A 22,765-nucleotide genomic window follows, 5' to 3' on the forward strand; every position below is an offset into this window, starting at 1 on the left:
GGCCGTCCGCGGTCGCCGCTTCGCGGTCGGCCGTGCGCCGCGTCCGGCGACGGTCCGCTCCTCCTCCCCACAACCGGGGCGCGTCCTCCCCACAACCGGGGCGCGCCGGGATCTCCCGTACGATCGGCAGCGTGACCAGCGCACCAGGCGTGCCGTTCCTCAAGGGGCACGGCACAGAGAACGATTTCGTGATCATCCCGGACCCGGACGGCACGCTCGACCTGTCGCCGGAGGCGGTGGCGCGGCTGTGTGACCGGAGGGCGGGCATCGGCGGGGACGGCGTGCTACGCGTCGTGCGCTCCGCCGCACACCCCGAGGCACGGTCCATGGCCGCCGAAGCGGAGTGGTTCATGGACTACCGCAACAGCGACGGCTCCGTCGCCGAGATGTGCGGCAACGGGACCCGGGTCTTCGCACGCTATCTGGAGCGCGCCGGACTGGCCGGGCCCGGCGACCTGGCCATCGCCACCCGGGCGGGTGTGCGCAAGATCCACATCGCCAAGGACGGCGGCGGCATCACCACCGGGATGGGCGCGGCCGAGCTGGCGGAGCCGGGCGGCGAGGGCGACGCGATCACCGTCACCGTCGGCGGGAACACCTGGCCGGTGCGCAAGGTCGGCATGGGCAATCCGCACGCGGTCGCCTTCGTCTCCGACCTGGCGGACGCCGGACCACTGCTGGAGTCCCCCGAGGTACGGCCGGCCGCTGCCTACCCGGACGGCGTCAACGTCGAGTTCGTCGTCCCGCGCGGACCTCGGCACGTGGCGCTGCGGGTGCACGAGCGCGGCGCGGGGGAGACCCGGTCCTGCGGCACCGGCGCCTGCGCCGTGATGGTCGCGGCAGCCCGCAGGGACGGCGTGGACCCCCGCAGGGACGGCGCCGCGGTGACCTACACGGTGGATGTGCCAGGAGGCCGACTGGAGATCACCGAGCGGGCCGACGGTGAGATCGAGATGACGGGCCCGGCCGAGATCGTCGCAGAGGGCACGATCGCTCCCGAGCTGCTCGCGTGACAGCGTTCCCGATTCTCGTACGGTCGTGAGGCCGTCTGCTGACAGGCCGTCCGTTTCCGTGACCGCTCGCTGACCCGGCGTCGCACGATGGGGTGATCCGCCTCACGCTCGACAGGAGCCGGCCGAAGGCACGTGATGGGGTCGGTACCATCGCACCCCCGGCCCGGGGTGCGCAAGAGCGGGAGGTGCCCATGAGCGCGGTGCGCAGTCTGCGGAAACTGAGCAGAGTGGCACTGCTGGGCGCCACGCCACGGGACTCCTTGCCGGACGCCATCGAGCACGTCGCCAAGGTGCACAGGGCGCATCATCCGAGGGCCGATCTGCGGCCACTGCGCAGGGCCTACATGCTGGCCGAGTCCTCGCACCGAGGACAGATGCGCAAGAGCGGTGAGCCCTACATCACCCATCCCCTCGCGGTCACTCTGCTGCTCGCCCAGCTCGGCGCGGAGACCACCACATTGACCGCGTCGCTGCTGCACGACACGGTCGAGGACACCGCCGTGACGCTCGAACAGGTGCGGCAGGAGTTCGGCGATCAGGTCTGCTATCTGGTGGACGGCGTCACGAAGCTGGAGAAGGTCGACTACGGGTCGGCCGCCGAGCCGGAGACGTTCCGCAAGATGCTCGTCGCCACCGGCAACGACGTGCGGGTCATGTCCATCAAGCTCGCCGACCGGCTGCACAACATGCGCACCCTCGGAGTGATGCGGCGTGAGAAACAGGTGCGCATCGCCAAGGTGACCCGCGATGTGCTGATCCCACTCGCCGAACGGCTCGGCATCCAGGCCCTCAAGAGCGAACTGGAGGACCTGGTCTTCGCGATCCTCCACCCGGAAGAGCACACCGTCACACGCGAGTTGATCCGCGAGCACAACTCGCGCCCCGACCCGCTGACCGGTTTCGCCGCACAGGTGCGCCGCACGCTACGCGAGGCCGGGATCGTCGCCCAGGTGCTCATCCGCCCCCGGCACACCGTCTCCGTGCACCGGTTGCGGCTCAAACGCGGCCAGCTGGGCGACTGCGACTACGCCCGGCTGCTGGTCCTCGTGGACGAGGACGCGGACTGCTACGCCGTGCTGGGGGAACTGCACACCTGCTTCGCCCCCCTCGTCTCCGAGTTCAAGGACTTCATCGCCGCGCCCAAGTTCAACCTGTACCAGTCGCTGCACACCGCCATCGCCGACGAGGAGGGCAGGGTCGCCGAGGTGCTTGTGCGCACCCGCCGGATGCACCAGGTGGCCGAGACCGGCGTCATCGCCCTCGGCGACCCGCATGTGGCGGGGGAAACGGCTCCCGACGCCGCCGAAGGGGCCGCGCAGGGCCCAGCCGACGCGACCGCCGACGCGACCGGGGAGCGCACCGACCCGACCCGACCCGGATGGCTCTCGCGACTGCTGGAGTGGCAGAGCCACGCACCCGACCCGAACACCTTCTGGCAGGAGCTGCGCGACGAACTGGCGCAGGACCTGGAAATCACCGTCTACTGCGCCGTCCCCGGGGCGGAGGGGACCGCCGGTGGCGCACTGCCGCTGCCCGCGGGCGCGACCTGTGTGGACGCCGCGTACGCCCGGTTGGGGGAGGCCGCTCACCGGTGCATCGGGGCCCGCGTCAACGGCCGGCTGGCGGCACTCACCACGGCGCTGCGGGACGGGGACGCGCTCCAGCTCTTCCTGGAGTCCAGCCACGGCAGCCCCTCGGGCCCATCCCCCGAGTGGCTCGACCATGTCAGGACACCGTCCGCGCGGCTCGCCATCCGGGAGTGGCTCGCCGCGCACGGCCGACGCGAGGGCGACCAGGCCGTGAGCGAGCCGGCTGCCGGCCAGGAAGGCACTCGGCAGGCGGCCCGCGAGGTCCTTTCCGAAGCGGCGCGGGAGGAACTCCACCAGGAGCGCCGGCGCCACCAGGAACTCCGGGACGAGCCGCACCGGAGGCTGGGGGAGCGGTACGTACCGCAGGAGGTCGAGGAGCACCCGGAGCAGTACGCGGAGTACGGGGAGAACATTCCCGTCGTCCCCGGCCACCCCGGGACGCCCGTGCGGCTCGCCCGCTGCTGCACGCCCGTACCGACGGACGCGGTCACCGGGTTCCCGGTACGGGGCGGCGCCGTCACCGTGCACCGCGACAGCTGTCAGTCGGTGGCCCGGATGGCCTCCGCCGGGCGCCTCACCCTGCCGGTGCGCTGGGAGCAGGGCGACGCCGGGTGCAGGGTCACCCTGCGGGCCGAGGCGTTCGGACGGCCGCACCTGCTCGCCGATCTCACCGAGGCCATCGCCGCCCAGGGCGCCGCCGTCGTCTCGGCCGACGTCGAGCCCCCGTGCGAGCAGCGTGTGCGGCACACCTACACGCTCCAACTCCCCGACGCGGCGGGGCTGCCCGCGCTGGTGCGCGCCATGCGCCGGGTGCCGGGCGTCTACGACGTCACCCGCTCCGTCCGCCAGACCGCCGCGAACTGACGGACTGTCCGACCGCCGGGCCGGGGACCGGGACCGTACGGGCGGAGGCGCCCGACGTCCCCTTTCGGGTGGACGCGCCCCGGTGGAGTCGGCAGCGGCACCGGCCGCTGGTAGCGATGACCCATGGCCCTCACAGCCCTCACACGCTCACCCGCCGGACGGCGCGGTGCCCTCGCCGGTACGGTCACCGTCACAGCGCTCGCACTGGTCGGCGCCGCACTCCCCGCGCCGACGGCGGCCGGGATCGGCGACCACCTCTTCCCTCAGCTGGGCAACCCCGGATACGACGTCCGTACCTACGACCTGTCCTTCGACTACGACGGTGACAACAGCAAGCCGCTCAACTCCCGTACCGTCATCGAGGCGCAGGTCACCGCCGGGCCCATGGAGCGGTTCAACCTGGACTTCGCGGGCGGCGAGGTCAGCTCGGTGCAGGTCGACGGGCAGCCCGCGCAGCACGCCAGGGCGGGCGAGGACCTGGTGGTCACCCCGCGGACGCCGCTGCGGCGCGGTGCCCGGATGCGGGTCGAGATCCGCCACACCAGTGACCCCACCATCAAGAACGGCGGCTGGGTGCGTACCAAGGACGGCCTGGCCATGGCCAACCAGGCCGACGCCGCGCACCGGGTCTTCCCCTCCAACGACCACCCGGCGGACAAGGCCATGTTCACCTTCCGGGTACGGGCTCCGCGCGGGCTGACCGTCGTGACGGGCGGGCTGCCCACCGGCCGGTCCCGCGTGGGACAGGACACCGTCTGGACGTACCGGATGGTGCATCCCATGGCCACCGAGCTGGCGCAGGTGTCGATCGGCCGTTCCACTGTCGTACGCTCGAAAGGCCCGCACGGCCTGCCGCTGCGCCACGTCGTCCCTACAGGACAGCGAAAAGCACTGGAGCCCGTGCTGAACGAGACGTCACGGCAGATCGCCTGGATGGAGCGCAGGGCGGGGAAGTACCCGTTCGAGAACTACGGTCTGCTGGCCGCCGAGGTGGAGACCGGCTTCGAGCTGGAGACGCAGACCCTCTCGCTCTTCGAGCACAAGCTGCTCTCTTCCCGTAAGTACCCGGACTGGTACCGGGAGTCACTGATGATGCACGAGCTGGCGCACCAGTGGTACGGCAACAGCGTCTCGCCGCACCGCTGGACCGATCTGTGGCTGAACGAGGGCCATGCGACCTGGTACGAGTGGGCGTACGCCGCGGAGCGGGGCGGCTTCTCGGTGGACGAGCGGGCGCGCGCCTCCTACGAGCAGTCCGACGCCTGGCGCAAGCGCTACGGCCCGCCGGCCGCGCTCTTCCCGGCGCGGAAGAGCGGGAAGATCCAGCTGTTCAGCCCCATCGTCTACAACGGCTCCGCCGTCGTGCTCTACGCGCTGCGGGAGCGGATCGGCAAGGAGGCGTTCGCCCGGCTGGAGCGCGCCTGGCCGCGCCGGCACCGTGACTCCACGGCCACCACCGCCGACTTCATCAAACTGGCGAGCGAGATCTCCGGCAAGGACCAGAGCGCCTTCCTGAAGAAGTGGCTCTACGGGAAGACCACCCCGCCCATGCCGGGGCACCCGGACTGGACCCAGAAGAAGCCGGCCAAGAGCCCGACCGCGAAGCCGGGCACCGACTCCGCGGGCTCCGCCAGAGCCCTCGAGAGGCACCACAACCACCCGTAGGCCCCACGGGGCCCTGTTCCCGGGCGACGCGGGCCGGGGGCGCAAATACGGATGACGACGTCGCTGCGCCGTGCGACCATCCTTGTGGCCGCGCGGCGCGGTGGCGCGGGAGCGGACCGATTCGGGACCGCACCCCGCCGGGGGAATCTTCCCCGGCGTCCGGGCGTTGTGCGGTACAGAATCGTCCCTCGACCTTAAGGATCCACTTGACCCACTCCTCTTCCCTTCCACAGAACGGCCAGCGCATCGCCACGACGAACCGCCGAGCCGACGCCCTGATGGAAGAGGACGTCGCTCTTAGTCACACGTTCGACGAGAACCGTGACGGTGATCAGCTCGACCGCTCCGAGCGAGCGGCGCTGCGGCGAGTGGCCGGTCTCTCCACCGAGCTGGAGGACGTCACAGAGGTTGAGTACCGGCAGCTGCGCCTGGAGCGTGTCGTGCTGGTCGGCGTCTGGACCTCCGGTACGGCGGACGACGCCGAGAACTCCCTCGCGGAGCTGGCGGCCCTCGCCGAAACGGCCGGAGCCCTGGTGCTCGACGGCGTCATTCAGCGCAGGGACAAGCCGGACGCGGCCACCTACATCGGCTCCGGCAAGGCCGCCGAGCTGCGGGACATCGTCCTGGAGACCGGCGCCGACACCGTGGTGTGCGACGGTGAGCTGACCCCCGGCCAGCTCATTCACCTCGAGGACGTCGTCAAGGTCAAGGTCGTCGACCGCACGGCCCTGATCCTCGACATCTTCGCCCAGCACGCAAAGTCGCGCGAAGGCAAGGCGCAGGTGGCGCTGGCGCAGATGAACTACATGCTTCCCCGGCTGCGTGGCTGGGGTCAGTCGCTCTCCCGGCAGATGGGTGGCGGTGGCTCCGGCTCGGCAGGTGGCGGTATGGCCACCCGTGGCCCCGGTGAGACCAAGATCGAGACGGACCGTCGACGGATCCGCGAGAAGATGGCGAAGATGCGCCGGGAGATCGCGGAGATGAAGACCGGCCGCGAGGTCCAGCGACGGGATCGCCGACGCAACAAGGTGCCGTCCGTCGCCATCGCCGGGTACACCAACGCGGGCAAGTCCTCGCTGCTCAATCGGCTCACAGGTGCGGGCGTGCTGGTGGAGAACGCGCTGTTCGCCACCCTGGACCCGACCGTGCGCAAGGCGGAGACTCCCAGCGGCAGGGCCTACACGCTGGCCGACACGGTCGGCTTCGTCCGGCACCTCCCGCACCACCTGGTGGAGGCCTTCCGCTCGACCATGGAGGAGGTCGGCGACGCCGATCTGATCCTGCATGTGGTCGACGGCGCACACCCGGCGCCGGAGGAGCAGCTCGCCGCCGTACGCGAGGTCATCCGCGAGGTCGGCGCGGCGGACGTGCCCGAGATCGTGGTGGTCAACAAGGCGGACGCTGCCGATCCGCTCGTCCTGCAGCGGTTGCTGCGCAACGAGAAGCACGCACTGGTCGTCTCCGCCCGCACCGGGCAGGGCGTCGACCAGCTGCGCGAGCTGATCGACAACGAGCTGCCGCACCCCTCCGTCGAGCTGGAGGTGCTGCTGCCCTACACCCAGGGCAAGCTGGTCTCCCGGGTGCACAGCCAGGGCGAGGTGCTCTCCGAGGAGCACATCGAACAGGGCACACTGCTCAAGGCCAGGGTGCACGAGGAGCTTGCGGCAGAGCTGCGCGCCTTCCAGCCGCTGGTCGCCCGGCCGTAGCCGGGGACCGCACAGCCGCACAGCGAGAAGGGCGTACAGCAACACCGAGGCGCCCAGCACACGGACAAGGGCCCGCCCCCTCCCGCGTCGGGAGGGGGCGGGCCCTTGCACGTCCACCGGCTGTTCGCCACCGCCCACCGGCTGTCCGGTTCGGCGGGTCCGACCGGTGCGGCCGGTTCGGCTGGTCGATGCCGGCTGTCGGCTGCCGACTTCCGGCGTCTGCGCTCGTCAGCCCTTCCGGCTGGCGGCGTCGAAGACCGCCTTGGCCGTCGGGCCCAGTCGCGGCCCCGCGAGCCAGGTGGCCGGGTGCGGGCCGATCGAGTTGACCGAGATCAGCTCCGGCTTGCCGCCCTTCCCCTTGACCAGCCAGGCGCCGCCCGAGGAACCGCCCGTCATGGTGCAGCCGATGCGGTACAGCGCCGGCTGCGAAGGGTCGATCGTCAGCGCGCCGGGACGGTCGGTGCAGGAGTACATCTTGGCGCCGTCGAAGGGCGGTGCCGCGGGGTAGCCGTAGTTGCTGACGCCGCGGATGCGTGACGACGAGGGCGCGTCGAAGTCGATCTTGATGGCGTTGCCGACGGTCTCCTCCAGCGACTTGCCGGACTTGTTCACCGGCTCGACGCGCAGTACGGCGAAGTCCTGCTGGGAGCCGCCGCCCCCGGACTTGGCGCCCTTCTGGATCCAGTAGTTGCTGGTCTGGGCCCACTTCACCCACCACTCGCCGTACGGCGCGACCTCCTGCGGCGGAGCGCTGTTGACCGCCGGCATGGCGCGGCCCTTGTCGTTGAAGGCCGGGATGAAGGTGATGTTGCGCAGCCAGCCGCCGCTCTTGCCGGAGTGGACGCAGTGGCCGGCGGTGGCGACCAGGTTGGACTTGCCCGGGTGGCGGGGGTCCTTGACGACCGTGCCGGAGCAGACCATCGGGCCTTCAGGGGTTTCCATGAAGACCTTGCCGGCGGGAGCGGCGTTGCGCGTGTACGGCGTCTTGACGGCCTGGGCCTTGACGGGCCGCGGCTCGGCGGTGTTGGCCGCACCTGAGGTGCTCTCGATGTTCTTCGGGACCTTCTTCTCGTTGTCCTCGGCCTTCTTCATCCGCCCCAGGTCCCAGTGGCCCTTGATGTAGGGGTTGACGAAGTCCTTGGCCTCACGCACCCACTGGTCCTTGTCCCAGTTCTTCCAGGCGCCGTTCTTCCACTTGTCGAGGTCCTGCAGCGAGGTGGGAAGGTCCTTCGGCAGCTTGTCCGGGAGGCCGATGCTGTCCTTCCCGCCGCCGGAGTCCTTCGCGGATTCGGATGCGGCGGGCTTGGCGTCCGCCTTCTTGTCGGAGTCGTCGTCGCCCGTACAGGCGGTGGCGGTGAGGGCGAGGGTCGCCGCGAGCGCCGCGGTGACCAGGACCGGACGTCCGCGTCCGGCGCTGCGTATGCGAGACATGGTTCGAGCTCCCCCTGAGGATTCGTACGAGAAACGTGCGTCGTGCGCACGGTGCCGAGGCCGCACGGCCACTCAGCTCTCCTTGCTGACCGTGTCGAAGACGGTCTTGGCCTCCTTGCCCAGGCGAGCACCGGCCAGCCAGTCGGCCGTGACCGGGCCGATGGAGGTCACCGAGAGCAGCCGGGTGCCCGAGGCGTCGAGCCAGGGACCGCCGGAGGACCCCGCCGTCATGGTGCAGCCGATGCGGTACATGGCGGGCTGCTCCGGGTCGATCGTGAGCCGGCCGGGCTTGTCGGTGCAGGAGTACATCCTGGCGCCGTCGAAGGGCGGTGCGGCCGGGTAGCCCACCGCGCGGAGGCTCTTGATCGACTTGACCCGCGGTGTGGTGAAGGTGGGCTTGACGGCGCCGCCGGTCTTCTCCTCCAGCGAGGCGCTGCTGGTCTTGTCCTCCGGCTGCACCTGGAGCACCGCGAAGTCCTGCTGCGCGCCCTTGCCGCCGCGCTCCGCGCCGTTGGCGATCCAGTGCTTGGTCGTACGGGCGCGCTTGGCCCACCAGATGCCGTCGGGCGCCACGTCGCTCTTCGAGGCGCTCGCCAGCCGCTGGTTCGAGAGCCCCTTGGGGTTGTAGTCCGGCACGAAGACCACGTTGCGGTACCAGCCCTTGCCCGCTCCGCCGTGGACGCAGTGGCCGGCGGTGGCGACCAGGTTGGACTTGCCCGGGTGGCGCGGGTCCTTGACGACCGTGCCGGAGCAGACCATCGCGCCCTTCGGGGTGTCCATGAAGACCTTGCCGACCGGCAGGTCGTCCTGGGTGTAGGGCGTCCTGACCCCGGCCGCCTTGACCGGCTCCGGGGTCGGGTCGGTGACCCCCTCGTCCTCGCCGGTGCCGTCGCTGCCGCCGCTGGGGCTGTCGTCGATGTCGGAGTCGTCGACCTTGCGGTCGTTCCCGTCCGCGTCCTTCATGCGGTCGGGGTTCCACAGGTCGTCGATGATCGGGTTGAAGAAGTCCTTGGCCTCCTTCATCCACTTGTCCCGGTCCCAGTCCTTCCAGGCGCCGTTCTTCCACGCGTCCAGGTCGTCCAGCGAGGTCGGCAGGTCCTTCGGGAGGTCGTCAGGGAGCCCCAGGTCCTTTTTGAGATCCCGGCTCGGCTTGTCCTCGGAGGCGGCCTGGCTGGGCTTGGCGTCCGCCTTGTCGTCCTCCGGGCCGCAGGCTGTAGCGGTGACCGCCAGCACGGCGGCGACCGCTGCCGCGGCGAGCGCCGGACGGCGCCGCGCGGACCTGGCTATCGATGGCATCGCTGAACTCCCCCTGAAGTGGATCTTGCGCCTGTTGACTTGTCATGCACCCCGCCGAGTGGGGCGGCCCCCACTATGCCCGGTGGTGTTCGGGACGGACGCAGCAGGGTCAGCGGTTCCCCCGGCGCACACGCTGCCCCGACGCGCCCCCGGAGTGACCCACATTTCGCGGCAACCAGGGAGTGAACTCCAACCAGCCCGTGATCCCGTGCCGTTCACTTCGTTGATGCATCTGGGGGACAGTGGCTCGCTGCCCAGCGCGCCCGGTCGACACCAGCTAAGGAGACACCAGTGAACGCGCGCTCCGGAGCCGACGAGCCGAAGGAACCGGTCCGTCGGAGGCTCGCCGACCTGATCGAGCCGACGGTTCCGCAACAGGAGCGGCGCCTGGCCGGGCAGCAACGCGAAGCTCCGGAGCCCCGGGCACATCCGCAGTACCGCGAGGCGTCGGAACACCCGGAGCTGCCGGAAGGCAGCGAACCGCCGGAATCCGGCGAGCGGACCGAACCCGGTGGACCGCACGAACCCGGTGAACGGTCCGCCTCCCACGATCGGTCGGGACCCGGCTCGGAACCCTGCGAAGCAGTGGAAGACCACCAACCGCCGGAACACCACCGGATCCCGGAGCCACACGGACCGACGGAATCCCACGAGCCGACGGCACTCCACGGACCGACGTCGCCCCGGGAACCCGCGTTCCACCGCGACCCGCTGGAACACCCCGACCCCCGAGCGGCGGCGGACGCGGCCGCACTGGAGAACCTGCTGCGCTGCTGGGTGCGCGAGACGGCTCCGGCCCGCCCCCGGAACGGCGTACTGCGTATCCCGCTGCCCGCCAGCGGTACGGCGCTGCTGGTGCCGGTACGGCACTGGTCGCCCGTCGGGTGCCACCGCTTCGATCCGCCGCACCTGGAGGGTGCGCCCAGGAACGCCGCACCGCTGCAGGCGGTCGCGGTCGCCGTACTGATCGGACGTGAGGCCGCACACGCCGGACGTGAGGCCGGGGGTGGGGCAGGACGCGAGGCCGCGGATTCCGCCCGGGGCGCCGACGACAGCACGCCGGTTCACGACAACCCGGTACACGACAACCCGGTACACGACAACCCGGTACACGACAACCCGGTACACGACAACCCGGTCGACGCCAGCGCGGCAGCCGACGGCGACGCGGAGCAGGCTGCGAAGCAGGCCGCCACCTGTCGGGCCGAGGCGCGCGAGGGAGCCGTGGCCGCCGAGCACACCGCGCTGGTCGGCCGCGTCGCCGACTCCGTGCAGCGCACCGCGCGGTTCCTCGCGGACCGTCGCGACCACCCCGAACCGCCGCCCGGCACCGGGCCGTTCCTCGACGGCGAGCAGGCGCTGATCTTCGGCCACCCTCTGCACCCCACCCCCAAGAGCCGCGAAGGACTCTCGGACGCGGAGGAGGGGGCCTACTCTCCGGAGCTGCGCGGCGGCTTCCCGCTGCACTGGATGGCCGTCCACCGCTCGGTGCTGGCGGGGGACTCCGCGTGGACGGACCGCGGGAAGCCCGTCTCCGCCACCCAACTCGCGCTGCGCATGTGCGGGCAGGCGCTGACCGGGCGCCTGCCCGAGGAGTACGTGCCCCTTCCCCTGCACCCCTGGCAGGCCAGGGAGACACGGCACAGCCCCGCTGTCCGTGCGCTGCTGGACGCGGGGCTGCTGCACGACCTGGGGCAGGCCGGTGAGCCTTGGAGCCCCACCTCTTCGGTGCGTACCGTCTTCCGGCCCGACAGCGTCGCGATGCTCAAGCTCTCCGTCGGGCTGCGCATCACCAACTCCCGCCGCGAGAACCTTCGCAAGGAACTGCTGCGCGGTGTGGAGGTGCACCGGCTGCTCCGTGGCGACCTGGGCCGTGCCTGGCGGGCGGCCCACCCGGGTTTCGACATTGTGCGCGACCCCGCCTGGCTCGGCGTCGACGTCCCCGGAGAGGGACGGCTGCCCGGCTTCGACACCGTCATCCGGCACAACCCCTTCGGCGCCGGTGATGACGCCGTCTGTCTCGCCGGCCTGACCGCGCCCGTCCCCACCCCGCCGGATGCCGGGCCGAACGGCCCGCCCGGTGCCGGTGCTGACGCCGATGGCGGCGCTGTTGCCGGTGCCCGTGCCGGTACCGGTGTGCTGCGCTCGCGGCTCGGCCGGGTGGTCCACGCGCTCGCCCAGGACACCCGACGGCCCGTCGGGGCGGTGGCCGCCGAGTGGTTCCTCCGCTATCTGGACGCCGTCGTACGACCGGTGCTCTGGCTGGACGCACACGGAGGCATCGCCCTGGAGGCGCACCAGCAGAACACTCTGGTTCTGCTGGACGCACAGGGCTGGCCGCGAGGCGGGCGCTATCGGGACAACCAGGGTTACTACTTCCGCACCTCTCACCGGGACGTGCTGAGCCGACGGCTGCCGGGAGCGCGGCTCGGAGTCGAGAGCGACACCTTCGTCGCCGACGACGTCACCGATGAGCGCTTCGCCTACTACCTGGGCATCAACAACGTCCTCGGCCTCATCGGCGCCTTCGGCTCCCAGCAGCTCGCCGACGAGCGGCTGCTGCTGGCGGCGTTCCGCCGCTTCCTGCAGGGCGCCGCACGCGAGGAGCCGGCATCGCCGCTGCCCGCGCTGTTGCTGGAGTCCCCGACGCTGCGCTGCAAGGCGAACCTGCTCACCCGGCTGCACGGCATGGACGAGCTCGTCGGCCCGGTCGACACCCAGTCCGTCTACGTCACCCTCGTCAATCCCCTCACCCTCTGACCATCTGGCCCTCGGCCCCTCGCACGAGAGGAGACGTCGTCATGCCGCACCCCCAGCCGGGCTCCGCGCCGCCGGCAGGTTCCCCCGGCGCGGACCCGGCGGCGCCCGGCTCCGGCACCAGCAACGACGACCCCCTCACAGCTCCGTTCGGCACCGCCGAGACAGCGCTGCGCCGCACCAACGAGGACACCCTCGACCTGGGGCGGCTCCAGGAGCGGCTCGGGCTTCCCACCGGACCCGAGGCCCCGCCCCAGGCCCCCTCTGCGTCCCCCACCCCAGAGGCTCCCCGGACCGCACAGAGCCCCCGGCCTCCTCACACCCCCCACGCCTCCCGCGCCGAGGAGCCGCACACCAGCCCGCTCGACCATCCCCCCATGTGGCCCGCCGTCGCGACCCAGGCGGGCCGGTTCCAACTCCTGCCCGTGCGTCTCCCCGCCGACCTGCCGCTGGTCTCCGGGTGGATGAACGACCCCGCGGTGGCGGCCTTCTGGGAGCTGGCCGGTCCTGAGCGCGTCACGGAGTCCCATCTGCGCCCCCAGCTGGAGGGCGACGGACGCAGCGTCCCCTGCCTCGGCGTGCTGGACGGCACCCCCATGAGCTACTGGGAGCTGTACCGCGCCGACCTCGACCCCCTTGCCCAGCACTGCAGCGTCCTGCCGCACGACACCGGACTGCATGTGCTCATCGGCTCGGCGGCGTACCGCGGAGGAGGGCTCGGCACGCTGCTGCTGCGCACGGTCGCCGACCTCGTCCTGGACCGGCGTCCCCGGTGCACGCGGGTACTGGCCGAACCGGATGTGCGCAACGTCCCCTCCGTTGCCGCCTTCCTCGGTGCGGGATTCCGGTTCAGCGCCGAGATCCAGCTCCCCGGCAAGCGCGCGGCCCTGATGGTGCGGGACCGCGAGCTGCGCCACGCGCTCTGACCCGGTGGCCGCGGCCCGTGCTCCGCGGCCACTGTCACCTGAATCCACGCCTCCCACAAGGAGCAACTCCCGTGTCCCGATCCTCTTCCTCTTCCCCCTCCCATGACGTAGCGCCGCTAGCCGTCCCCGCAGGCCTCGAATCGGGGCCCGATCACTGGAGCCGCGCGTCCCGGCGGCTGCTCGCCAAGATGATCGCCGAGTTCTCCTACGAGGAGATCCTTCAGCCGCAGCCCGCCCCCGGCGCCGCACCCGGGTGCTACGCCCTCCCCGTGGACGACGAACTCACCCTCCGCTTCCGGGCGCGCCGTGGCGCCTACGGCCACTGGAGCGTCGACGACTCGTCGCTGGAGCCCGGAGTGGACCCGCTGGGCTTCGTCTCCCGCGCCCGGACGCTGCTGGGGCTGAGCGGTGAGACGGCCGGCCACTATCTCCGCGAACTGACCGCCACCCTCACCGCCGACACCCAGCTGCTGGCCTCCGACCTGCCCGTCGCCGACCTCGCCACGCTGGGCTACGCCGAGCTGGAGGGGCACATGGCCGGACACCCCTGGCTGGTCGCCAACAAGGGACGGCTCGGCTTCTCCGGCAGCGACGCCGCAGGCTGGGCGCCGGAGGTCCGCACGGCACGCCCACTGCCTTGGCTGGCCGTCCACCGGCGCCTGGCGCAGTACAACGGCGTGCCCCGGCTGGCCGACCCGGAGCGGCTGTACGCGCGCGAGCTGAGCGACGAGGCGGTCGCCGCCTTCCGTCAGCGATTGCGCTCGCGCGGGCTGGCACCCCACGACTACCTCTGTATGCCGGTGCACCCCTGGCAGTGGGACGAGACCGTCGTGCCGCTGTTCGCCGCGCAACTGGCCGCGCAGGAGATCCTCCCGCTGCCCAGCGACGGCGATCTGCGGCTGCCGCAGCAGTCCATCCGTACGTTCCTCAACGTCAGCAGGCCCGACCGGCACACCGTCAAGCTGCCGCTCGCCATTCTCAACACCTTGGTGTGGCGCGGCCTTCCGACGGAGCGCACGGTCGCTGCGCCGTCGGTCACCGGCTGGGTGCAGCGGCTGCGCGATCAGGACCCGTTCCTGTCCGAGGAGTGCCGGGTGATCCTGCTGGGCGAGGTCGCCTCCATGGCTGTCCCGCACCCGGTGTACGAACCGCTGGACGGCGCGCCGTACCAGTACCGCGAACTGCTCGGCTGCATCTGGCGTGAACCCCTCGTCCCGCTGCTCGGCCCGGACGAGCGGGCCCGCACCCTCGCCTCCCTGATCCACACCGATGTGCGCGGCAACTCCTTCACCGCCGAGCTGGTGGCCCGTTCGGGACTGGAGCCACAGGTGTGGCTCCGGCACCTGTTCGCCTCGCTGCTGCCGCCACTGCTGCACTTCCTCTACCGCTACGGCACTGTCTTCTCGCCGCACGGGGAGAACGCCATCGTGGTCTTCGACGAGCACGACGTACCGGTCCGGCTGGCCATCAAGGACTTCGTGGACGACGTCAACGTCAGCGCCGAGCCGGTGCCCGAGCTCGACTCCATGCCGCAGGACGTGCGGGACGTCCTGCTGACCGAGCCGCCCACCTTCCTCACCCAGTTCATCCACTCCGCGCTCTTCGTGGGCGTCTTCCGCTATCTCGCTCCGCTGTGCGAGGCGCAACTCGGTGTCCCGGAGGACGACTTCTGGTCACTCGCACGGGCCGAGATCGACCGCTACCACGAACGTTTCCCCGGGCTGAAGTCGCGTTTCGAGACCTTCGACCTGCTGACCCCGCGCATCGAACGACTGTGCCTCAATCGCAACCGGCTGCACGCCGACGGCTACCGCGACAGATCCGAGCGCCCGCACGCCGCCGTGCACGGGACGGTGCGCAATCCGCTGTACTGAGGGCGGCACCCGCACGGGGAGGGGGACACGCAGTGGGGCGGTGCGCACCGCGTGGAGAGCCGCATCGTGACCGAAGGACACCAGGACACACCGTGCGTGCTCAGGTGTGCACGGTGGGCATGTGGACGGGCTGATCCGGTCATGGCCGGAAGGAACCGGTCGCAGGGGGAAGCAACGGAGCGGAGTGTCAGTGGCGCCGCGTAAGGTGTCGGGTCTATGAGCAAGCCCGCCGTCACCGAACTTCTCCAGGCCGCCGTCGCTGCCGTCGCAGGCACGGAACGCCCAGGTCAGGCCGCCATGGCCGAGGCCGTTGCCGAGGCTGTCGAGGCCGGCCGCCACCTCCTCGTGCAGGCGGGCACCGGCACCGGAAAGTCGCTCGGCTATCTGGTTCCCGCACTCGCCCACGGGGAGCGGGTCGTGGTCGCCACCGCCACGCTCGCGCTCCAGCGTCAGCTGGTCGAGCGGGATCTGCCGCGCACCGTCGAGGCGCTGCATCCGTTGCTGCGCCGTCGTCCGGAGTTCGCCATGCTCAAGGGCAGGTCGAACTATCTGTGCCTGCACCGGCTCCACGAGGGGGTGCCGCAGGAAGAGGAGGACGGGCTCTTCGACCCCTTCGAGAGCGCGGCGCCCACCTCCAAGCTCGGGAAGGACCTGCTGCGGCTGCGCGACTGGTCGGACGAGACGGAGACGGGCGACCGCGACGACCTCAAGCCGGGAGTCTCCGACCGCGCCTGGGCCCAGGTCTCCGTCTCCTCCCGGGAGTGCCTGGGCGCCAGCAAGTGCGCATACGGCGCCGAGTGCTTCGCCGAGAGCGCCAGGGAGCGCGCCAAACTCGCCGACGTGATCGTCACCAACCACGCGCTGCTGGCCATCGACGCCATCGAGGGGGCCCCGGTGCTCCCCGGCCACGAGGTGCTCATCGTCGACGAGGCGCACGAGCTGGTCTCCCGCGTCACCGGCGTCGCGACGGGTGAGCTCACGCCCGGCAGTGTGAACCGGGCGGTGCGCCGCGCCGCCAAGCTGGTGGATGAGAAGGCGGCCGACCAACTCCAGACCGCGTCCGAGACCTTCGAACGGCTGATGGAGCTCGCGCTGCCGGGCCGGCTGGAGAGCGTTCCGGAGGATCTGGAATACGCCCTGATGGCGCTGCGGGACGCCGGCCGGACCTGCCTGAGCGCGCTGGGCAACACCCGTGACAAGTCCGTGCCCGACGAGGACGCGGTCCGCAAGCAGGCCAAGGCCTCGATCGAGAACGTGCACGACGTGGCCGAGCGTATTCTCCAGCACTCCGAGTTCGACGTCCTGTGGTACGAACGGCACGAGCGCTACGGAGCCTCGCTGCGGGTGGCGCCGCTCTCGGTCTCCGGTCTGCTGCGCGAGAAGCTGTTCACCGACCGCTCCGTCATCCTCACCTCCGCCACCCTCAAACTGGGCGGGGACTTCAACGGGGTGGGCGCCTCACTCGGCCTCGCCCCGGAGGGAATCGGGAGCGACACCGACGGCGAGGACGAGGCCGAGACGCCGCCCTGGAAGGGGCTGGACGTCGGCTCCCCGTTCGAGTACCGCAAGCAGGGCATCCTGTACGTCGCCAAGCATCTGACACCCCCCGGCCGGGATTCCCAGCGCAACGACATGCTGGACGAGCTCGCGGAGTTGGTGGAGGCCGCCGGCGGCCGGACGTTGGGGCTCTTCTCCTCCATGCGGGGCGCGCGGGCCGCCGCGGAGGAGCTTCGCGGTCGTCTGGGGCTGCCCATCCTGCTCCAGGGCGAGGAGACGCTGGGAGAGCTCATCAGGCGGTTCGCGGACGACGCGGAGACCTGCCTGTTCGGCACGCTGTCGCTGTGGCAGGGCGTGGATGTGCCGGGCCCCAACTGCCAGCTCGTGGTGATGGACCGGGTGCCGTTCCCGCGTCCCGACGATCCGCTGATGAGCGCGCGGCAGAAGGCCGTCGAGGAGGCCGGCGGCAACGGCTTCATGGCGGTGGCGGCCACGCACGCGGCGCTGCTGATGGCGCAGGGCGCAGGCAGGCTCGTACGGGCGACGGGGGACCGGGGCGTGGTCGCGGTCCTCGATCCCCGGCTGGAGCGGGCGCGGTACGGCGGCTTCCTGCGGGCCTCGATGCCGGACTTCTGGTACACGACGGATCGCAACCAGGTCCGCCGTTCACTGGCTGCCATCGACGCGGCGGCCAAGCAGTCGTAAGCGCGCCGGTGGTGCGTGTGCGCGGGCCGGCGGGAGAGGGTCTGCTACGACGGCGGGCCGCCGGTTCCAGTGTGGAGGGAACCAGCGGCCCGTACGGTCTGTCGTACGCCGTGGAGAGGAGGCGAGGGGGTCAGACCCTGCGCAGCACGGCGACGACCTTGCCGAGGATCGTCGCGTCGTCGCCGGGAATAGGCTGGTACGAGGAGTTGTGCGGCAGCAGCCATACGTGCCCGTCCTCGCGCTTGAACCGCTTCACGGTGGCCTCGCCGTCCAGCATCGCCGCCACGATGTCGCCGTTCTCCGCGACGGGCTGGCGCCGTACGGTGACCCAGTCGCCGTCGCAGATCGCTGCCTCGACCATCGAGTCACCGATGACCTTGAGGACGAACAGCTCGCCGTCACCCACCAGTTGGCGCGGCAGCGGGAAGACGTCCTCGACCGACTCCTCGGCGAGGATGGGCCCGCCCGCGGCGATACGGCCGACCAGCGGTACATAGGAGGCCGAGGGCTTGCCCGTGGTGTCGGCGGCGGCCTGGGCGCTGCTGGGAGCGTCCGAGCCGCGTACTTCGTAGGCACGCGGACGGTGCGGGTCGCGACGGAGGAAGCCCTTCCGTTCGAGGGCCATCAGCTGGTGCGCCACCGAGGAGGTGCTGGAGAGCCCGACGGCCTGGCCGATCTCCCGCATGGACGGCGGGTAGCCGCGCCGCTGAACCGAGTCGCGGATCACCTCGATCACCCGGCGCTGCCGATCGGTGAGCCCCGAACTGTCGGCGCGGATGCCTGGAGGTCGGCCGGGAAGCGAGCGCTTCGCTTGTTGGCCTTCCTGAATCTCTGCGTTCATGGCGTCATTCGCGGGCTGAATTTCGTCAATTGACTGAGCTGCTGCCTGAGCTGCGCGGTTCTGGGAGGTGATGGTGGCGCTGTCTGCGGTCGTGGTCACGTCGGCCCCTCTCGAGAAGTTCTCCCTAGCTGGACAACGGTAGTTGGTTTCGAAAGGTTGCGCCAAACACACGTTCGAGTGAAAATCCGGAGTTTGCCTGACTTCTACAGCTCGATGGGTGTATAGGTCGCGCCGCCTGCCTCGTCGGACCCGGCGGTCCTTTCGGAATGTGTGGACGCCGGGTAGGTCATGTGTGTCATGTGCGTCCCACGCACCACATGTACCGCGTACACCGTTTTCCGGTTGTTTCTCTCAGCGGCGCGTGTTGCCGCCGCGGGTGTTTCTGCGTCCTGTTTCCCGTTGCCGCCTGTCGCTGTCCGTAATCACTTATGTTGTCGAACTTTTGTTCCGCCGTGCCACCGTTTCGAGGTACCACCGCCCCGCGGCCACCGGGTCGGTCCGTTGCCGTCTCCGTCCACGGTGCTCCGCCGCTGTCCCGCACAGTCTGGCAGGTGTGCCCCGGCGCCCTTTCCCCGCCCCGCTTCGCGTAGGCTCGTGGGCCGCGCCGGGGGGCGACACGCGATCGCGGTCGACTTGACCATCGGCTACCAGATCTAGTGGTTTGATGAGCGCGCACCACCAGAAGTTGTGTCCCCGGGTGCTCACGCCGAGCGGACTTCGCCTATGCTGGTGGCTCGTCGAGGGGCCCCTGTGACGGGGGTGTCGCGGCGTGATCTGTCATGCACGGTGAGGGCCCCGTGGGCCCTGGGAGGGTGGAAAACAATGCACTGCCCCTTCTGCCGGCACCCCGACAGTCGCGTGGTCGACAGCCGTACGGCCGACGACGGTGCGGCCATCAGGCGGCGGCGCCAGTGCCCCCACTGCTCCCGTCGCTTCACGACCGTCGAAAACGCGTCACTCACAGTAATCAAGCGGAGTGGCGTCACCGAGCCCTTCAGCAGGGACAAGGTGATCGCGGGCGTCCGCAAGGCCTGCCAGGGCCGCCCGGTCACCGAGGACGCCCTCGCCCAGCTCGGGCAGCGGGTCGAGGAAGCCGTCCGGGCCACCGGTAGCGCGGAGTTGTCCACGCACGATGTCGGACTCGCCATACTCGGCCCGCTGCAGGATCTCGACCTGGTCGCCTATCTGCGCTTCGCCTCGGTCTACAAGGCGTTCGAATCCCTGGAGGACTTCGAAGCGGCCATAGCCGAACTGCGCCAGGCGCATCCGCGTGCCGCCGGTCCCGAGGCGCAGGGGGACGAGGCCGCCACCGGGCGGGAGGACACCGGCGCCCCGGAGGAGACCGGCCGGGCTGCGAAGGGCCGGGCGGCCGGGGGAGAAGCGCAGTCGGCGCCGCCCGGTGTGCCCTCGCCCACCGGCGGTGGGGCCCGGGGCGAGAACTCCCGGGGCGGACCGGCCGACGGGGCCGACGGCGCCCCCGCGACCGCTGCCGCCGACTAGCGGCGGCCGGTCCCGCTCGGCGGGGCCCAGGCCGGGGCGGGACCCCGGCACACACAGAGACCTGGCCCAGGCACGCACCGTGTCGGGGTCATCAGACAGGCACAGTTCTCGGGGAAGAACCGGGGCATGTTGGGGCGTTATGCCCCACACAGGGAGGCGGAATGACAGAGACGACGAGCGGCCCGGCACGCGGCTCCCGCGCAAAGGGCAGCAAGGCGAACAACGGACTGCGCATCGAGCGCATTCACACGACCCCCGGAGTGCACCCGTACGACGAGGTGACCTGGGAGCGCCGCGACGTCGTCATGACCAACTGGCGCGACGGCTCGATCAACTTCGAGCAGCGTGGCGTCGAATTCCCCGACTTCTGGTCGGTGAACGCGGTCAACATCGTCACGAGCAAGTATTTCCGCGGTGCCGTGGGGACCCCGCAGCGGGAGAACAGCCTCAAGCAACTGATCGACCGCGTCGTGAAGACCTACCGGGCGTCCGGAGAGAAGCACGGGTACTTCGCCTCCCCCGAGGACGCCGAGATCTTCGAGCACGAGCTCGCCTACGCCGTGCTGCACCAGATCTTCGCCTTCAACTCCCCGGTGTGGTTCAACGTCGGAACCAAGCAGCCCCAGCAGGTGAGCGCCTGCTTCATCCTGTCCGTCGACGACTCCATGGAGTCGATCCTCGACTGGTACAAGGAAGAGGGCATGATCTTCAAGGGCGGCTCCGGCGCCGGCTTGAACCTCTCCCGCATCCGCTCCTCCAAGGAGCTCCTCTCCTCGGGCGGCAACGCCTCCGGTCCCGTCTCCTTCATGCGCGGTGCCGACGCCTCCGCCGGCACGATCAAGTCGGGCGGCGCGACCCGCCGTGCCGCCAAGATGGTCGTCCTGGACGTCGACCACCCGGACGTCGAGGCGTTCATCGACACCAAGGTCAAGGAGGAGGAGAAGATCCGCGCCCTGCGCGACGCGGGCTTCGACATGGACCTGGGCGGCGAGGACATCGCCTCGGTCCAGTACCAGAACGCCAACAACTCGGTCCGCGTGAACGACGAGTTCATGAAGGCCGTGGAGTCCGGCTCGAAGTTCGCGCTGCGCGCCCGGATGACCGGCGAGGTCGTCGAGGAGGTGGACGCGAAGAAGCTCTTCCGCAAGATGGCCGAGGCCGCCCACGTCTGTGCCGACCCCGGTATCCAGTACGACGACACCATCAACCACTGGCACACTTCGCCGGAGACGGGCCGCATCACCGCCTCCAACCCCTGCAGTGAGTACATGCACCTGGACAACTCCTCGTGCAACCTGGCCTCGCTCAACCTCATGAAGTTCCTGCGCGACGACGACAAGGGCAACCAGTCCTTCGACGCGGAGCGCTTCGCGAAGGTCACCGAGCTGGTCATCACGGCGATGGACATCTCCATCTGCTTCGCCGACTTCCCGACCGAGAAGATCGGCGAGACCACCCGGGCCTTCCGCCAGCTGGGTATCGGCTACGCCAACCTCGGCGCCCTGCTGATGGCCACCGGCCACGCCTACGACAGCGACGGCGGACGCGCCCTCGCCGGTGCGATCACCTCCCTGATGACCGGTACCTCCTACAAGCGTTCGGCTGAGCTCGCCGCCGTTGTCGGCCCCTACGAGGGATACGCCCGCAACGCCGAGGCCCACCGCCGGGTCATGAAGCAGCACAGCGACTCCAACGACGTGGCCACCCGGATGGACGACCTCGACACCCCGGTGTGGGCCGCGGCCACCGAGGCCTGGCAGGACGTGCAGCGGCTCGGCAAGAAGAACGGTTTCCGCAACGCCCAGGCCTCGGTGCTGGCGCCGACCGGCACCATCGGCCTGATGATGGACTGCGACACCACCGGAGTCGAGCCGGACCTGGCCCTGGTCAAGTTCAAGAAGCTCGTCGGCGGCGGCTCGATGCAGATCGTCAACAACACGGTCCCCAAGGCCCTCAAGCGCCTCGGCTACCAGCCCGAGCAGGTCGAGGCGATCGTCGAGCACATCGCCGAGCACGGCAACGTCGTGGACGCGCCCAGCCTCAAGCCCGAGCACTACGAGGTGTTCGACTGCGCCATGGGTGAGCGCTCCATCTCCCCGATGGGCCACGTACGGATGATGGCCGCGGCGCAGCCGTTCCTGTCCGGCGCCATCTCCAAGACGGTGAACATGCCCGCGAGCAGCACCGTCGAGGACGTCGAGGAGATCTACCTCCAGGGTTGGAAGCTCGGCACCAAGGCGCTGGCCGTCTACGTCGAGAACAGCAAGGTCGGTCAGCCGCTGTCGGCGAAGGCCAAGGAGGAGAAGAAGGCCGAGGCACCCGAGCCGGAGAAGATCGTCGAGTACCGCCCGGTCCGCCGCCGGCTGCCCAAGGGCCGCCCCGGCATCACCACCTCCTTCACGGTGGGCGGCGCCGAGGGCTACATGACGGCCAACTCCTACCCGGACGACGGCCTCGGTGAGGTCTTCCTCAAGATGTCCAAGCAGGGCTCCACCCTGGCGGGCATGATGGACGCCTTCTCCATCGCCGTCTCCGTCGGCCTCCAGTACGGCGTGCCGCTGGAGACCTACGTCTCGAAGTTCACCAACATGCGCTTCGAACCGGCCGGGATGACCGACGACACCGATGTGCGGATGGCGCAGTCGATCGTCGACTACATCTTCCGCCGCCTGGCGCTGGACTTCCTCCCCTTCGAGACCCGTTCGGCCCTCGGCATCCACTCGGCGGCCGAACGCCAGCGCCACCTGGAGACGGGCTCCTACGAGGCGACGGAGGAGGAGTTCGACGCCGACGCGCTGGCGCAGTCGGCCCCCAAGGCCGAGCAGTCGGCGGCCCCTGCGGAGGAGGCCAAGGATGCCAAGGACGCGCAGCGCACGGCCACCGAGCCCGAGGCCGCGACGCCCGCACCGAGGGAGGCCCACAACTCCACGGAGCTGATGGAGATGCAGCTCGGCCTCAACGCCGACGCCCCGCTGTGCTTCTCCTGCGGCACCAAGATGCGCCGGGCGGGCAGCTGCTACCTGTGCGAGGGTTGCGGTTCGACCAGTGGTTGCAGCTGAAAATGAACGCCCTTAAGGCGTAGGTGACCGGTCGGAGTGGGG

The 22,765-nt window shown here is 70.5% G+C and carries 13 protein-coding genes; 10 read left to right on the forward strand and 3 right to left on the reverse strand.

Annotated elements, in window-relative coordinates:
* Window positions 1-131: 131 nt before the first annotated feature.
* The 4 genes from dapF to hflX all read left to right on the forward strand — a co-directional run bounded on the left by dapF (window position 132) and on the right by hflX (window position 6,837).
* The gene (gene dapF / locus KBY19_RS15075; protein ID WP_210965951.1) at window positions 132-1,013 is read left to right on the forward strand and encodes a diaminopimelate epimerase; all 882 of its coding nucleotides are present in this window, start codon (window positions 132-134) and stop codon (window positions 1,011-1,013) included.
* Window positions 1,014-1,204: 191 nt separating this feature from the next.
* Complete coding sequence (locus KBY19_RS15080; protein WP_210965952.1) at window positions 1,205-3,466, forward strand: bifunctional (p)ppGpp synthetase/guanosine-3',5'-bis(diphosphate) 3'-pyrophosphohydrolase; 2,262 nt, start codon at window positions 1,205-1,207, stop codon at window positions 3,464-3,466.
* A 123-nt stretch (window positions 3,467-3,589) separates the two neighbouring features.
* On the forward strand, window positions 3,590-5,131 hold the full coding sequence (locus tag KBY19_RS15085) for a M1 family metallopeptidase (protein ID WP_210965953.1): 1,542 nt from the start codon (window positions 3,590-3,592) through the stop codon (window positions 5,129-5,131).
* A 206-nt stretch (window positions 5,132-5,337) separates the two neighbouring features.
* Entirely contained in the window at window positions 5,338-6,837 is a 1,500-nt protein-coding gene (gene hflX / locus KBY19_RS15090) for a GTPase HflX (protein ID WP_185018286.1), read from the forward strand.
* A 228-nt stretch (window positions 6,838-7,065) separates the two neighbouring features.
* On the opposite strand, the gene KBY19_RS15095 is transcribed toward hflX, so the two are convergent.
* Window positions 7,066-8,268: a serine protease gene (locus KBY19_RS15095; RefSeq protein WP_099884790.1), complete on the reverse strand. Its 1,203-nt coding sequence runs from the start codon at window positions 8,266-8,268 to the stop codon at window positions 7,066-7,068.
* Window positions 8,269-8,340: 72 nt separating this feature from the next.
* Complete coding sequence (locus tag KBY19_RS15100; protein WP_099884792.1) at window positions 8,341-9,564, reverse strand: serine protease; 1,224 nt, start codon at window positions 9,562-9,564, stop codon at window positions 8,341-8,343.
* A gap of 291 nt (window positions 9,565-9,855) precedes the next feature.
* Between KBY19_RS15100 and KBY19_RS15105 the strand changes: the two genes are divergently transcribed.
* The 4 genes from KBY19_RS15105 to KBY19_RS15120 all read left to right on the forward strand — a co-directional run bounded on the left by KBY19_RS15105 (window position 9,856) and on the right by KBY19_RS15120 (window position 17,323).
* On the forward strand, window positions 9,856-12,324 hold the full coding sequence (locus KBY19_RS15105; protein ID WP_210965954.1) for an IucA/IucC family siderophore biosynthesis protein: 2,469 nt from the start codon (window positions 9,856-9,858) through the stop codon (window positions 12,322-12,324).
* 41 nt (window positions 12,325-12,365) lie between these two features.
* Window positions 12,366-13,247 (forward strand): GNAT family N-acetyltransferase, encoded by an 882-nt coding sequence (locus KBY19_RS15110; RefSeq protein ID WP_210965955.1) that lies wholly within the window; start codon window positions 12,366-12,368, stop codon window positions 13,245-13,247.
* 71 nt (window positions 13,248-13,318) lie between these two features.
* Entirely contained in the window at window positions 13,319-15,121 is a 1,803-nt protein-coding gene (locus tag KBY19_RS15115) for an IucA/IucC family siderophore biosynthesis protein (RefSeq protein WP_180289779.1), read from the forward strand.
* Window positions 15,122-15,337: 216 nt separating this feature from the next.
* Window positions 15,338-17,323, forward strand: a complete 1,986-nt coding sequence (locus KBY19_RS15120) for an ATP-dependent DNA helicase (protein WP_185018289.1) — start codon at window positions 15,338-15,340, stop codon at window positions 17,321-17,323.
* Between the two features lie 130 nt (window positions 17,324-17,453).
* On the opposite strand, the gene lexA is transcribed toward KBY19_RS15120, so the two are convergent.
* Window positions 17,454-18,263 carry a transcriptional repressor LexA gene (lexA, locus tag KBY19_RS15125; protein WP_099884795.1) on the reverse strand — a complete coding sequence of 270 codons (810 nt, stop codon included), beginning with the start codon at window positions 18,261-18,263 and terminating at the stop codon, window positions 17,454-17,456.
* 723 nt (window positions 18,264-18,986) lie between these two features.
* On the opposite strand from lexA, the gene nrdR reads away from it, so the two are divergent.
* Window positions 18,987-19,664 (forward strand): transcriptional regulator NrdR, encoded by a 678-nt coding sequence (gene nrdR / locus KBY19_RS15130; protein ID WP_099884797.1) that lies wholly within the window; start codon window positions 18,987-18,989, stop codon window positions 19,662-19,664.
* 161 nt (window positions 19,665-19,825) lie between these two features.
* Entirely contained in the window at window positions 19,826-22,723 is a 2,898-nt protein-coding gene (locus KBY19_RS15135; RefSeq protein ID WP_099884798.1) for a vitamin B12-dependent ribonucleotide reductase, read from the forward strand.
* The last annotated feature ends 42 nt before the right edge of the window (window positions 22,724-22,765 follow it).

This window comes from Streptomyces sp. B15 (assembly GCF_018070605.1).
GTDB lineage: Bacteria > Actinomycetota > Actinomycetes > Streptomycetales > Streptomycetaceae > Streptomyces > Streptomyces smyrnaeus.

What these genes read in the sequence shown, in the direction of transcription:
- KBY19_RS15080 (WP_210965952.1), top strand. Translation starts at nt 1,205, where the DNA reads ATGAGCGCGGTGCGCAGTCTGCGGAAACTGAGCAGAGTGGCACTGCTG.
- nrdR (WP_099884797.1), top strand. Translation starts at nt 18,987, where the DNA reads ATGCACTGCCCCTTCTGCCGGCACCCCGACAGTCGCGTGGTCGACAGC.
- KBY19_RS15100 (WP_099884792.1), bottom strand. Translation starts at nt 9,564, where the DNA reads ATGCCATCGATAGCCAGGTCCGCGCGGCGCCGTCCGGCGCTCGCCGCG.
- KBY19_RS15120 (WP_185018289.1), top strand. Translation starts at nt 15,338, where the DNA reads ATGAGCAAGCCCGCCGTCACCGAACTTCTCCAGGCCGCCGTCGCTGCC.
- KBY19_RS15085 (WP_210965953.1), top strand. Translation starts at nt 3,590, where the DNA reads ATGGCCCTCACAGCCCTCACACGCTCACCCGCCGGACGGCGCGGTGCC.
- KBY19_RS15095 (WP_099884790.1), bottom strand. Translation starts at nt 8,268, where the DNA reads ATGTCTCGCATACGCAGCGCCGGACGCGGACGTCCGGTCCTGGTCACC.
- KBY19_RS15110 (WP_210965955.1), top strand. Translation starts at nt 12,366, where the DNA reads ATGCCGCACCCCCAGCCGGGCTCCGCGCCGCCGGCAGGTTCCCCCGGC.
- KBY19_RS15135 (WP_099884798.1), top strand. Translation starts at nt 19,826, where the DNA reads ATGACAGAGACGACGAGCGGCCCGGCACGCGGCTCCCGCGCAAAGGGC.